At 67.4% G+C, this 1,041-nt stretch carries 1 protein-coding gene; it reads left to right on the forward strand.

Going from position 1 to position 1,041, the window contains the following annotated elements:
• Window positions 1-149 precede the first annotated feature (149 nt).
• Entirely contained in the window at window positions 150-767 is a 618-nt protein-coding gene (locus tag NQU55_RS36180) for a hypothetical protein (RefSeq protein ID WP_168097105.1), read from the forward strand.
• Window positions 768-1,041 lie beyond the last annotated feature (274 nt).

A 1,041-nucleotide genomic window follows, 5' to 3' on the forward strand; every position in this document is an offset into this window, starting at 1 on the left:
CGCCACCAGCAGCACCAAAGCAACATCAGCAGTACCAGCAGTACCAGCAGTACCAGCAGTACCAGCAGTACCAGCAGTACCCAAAGCAATCGGTAGCAGGCCCCTGCCGGGAAGGCAGGGGCCTGTCCCTGTTCTGTCGAGGACCCACCATGCCCCGCGGCCGCTACTCGCTCCACGACCCGCACGACCACACACCTCTCGGTGAAGAGCACTTCCACTGCGCCACCGGCCCCTCTGGCTGGCGCTACGTCTCGCAGATCACCACGCCCGCCGGCGACCACGCCGGATCCGTCGACCTCACCCTCGACGCCCTGGGCCGGCCGATCCGCGTGCAGCTCCACGCCGGAAGCTGGCAGGTGCGCGGCGCGGCCCTCGACGGAGTGACCTGGGTCCGCACCGACCCGACCGGGGAGCACGCCACGGAAGGCAACGTCGCCGAGGCCCGTGCCTTCACCGGCGCGTCCCCTGCCTTCTACGTCGCCCTGTCGCGGGCCCTGCGGCTGACCCCCGGCGCCGGCGCGACGCGCATCCGGCTCGTCGGATTCACCTCTCCCGTCCTCGCCCCGCGGACCCTCGACCAGTCGTGGGCCCTGGTCGGCCGGACGGCACACGCCACGGACGACGGCCCGCTCCAGGTGGACGCGTACCAGGTCACGGACCTGGAGACCGGTGAGCAGCACACGGTGAACCTCGCCGGCGACGTCGTCCTGTCGGCACCCGGCATCGAGCTGGAGGACCTGGACACCCCGCCGTCGTCCTTCGCCTGATGTGCAGAGGGGCTGGTCAGCCTGGTAGTGTCCTCCTCGTCCCACAAAACCTGTTGACACAGGACGAGTGGGGAGGTAGATTCGAACGGTTGCCGGGGAACTGGACAGGTTCCAACGGAACGGTTAGTGTCTACAGCGCTCCGGTGGTGAACGAGATTCACCCCGAGCACCTCGATCCCTTATCGGAAGCGAAAAGCCGATTAGCTTCGGCCGGAAAGCTTCTGATAAAGTCGGGATCACCGCCGGAAAGCGAAAGCTGAAAGGCGAAACCCCG

It is taken from the genome of Streptomyces telluris (genome assembly GCF_024519335.1).
Classification (GTDB): Bacteria; Actinomycetota; Actinomycetes; order Streptomycetales; family Streptomycetaceae; genus Streptomyces; species Streptomyces telluris.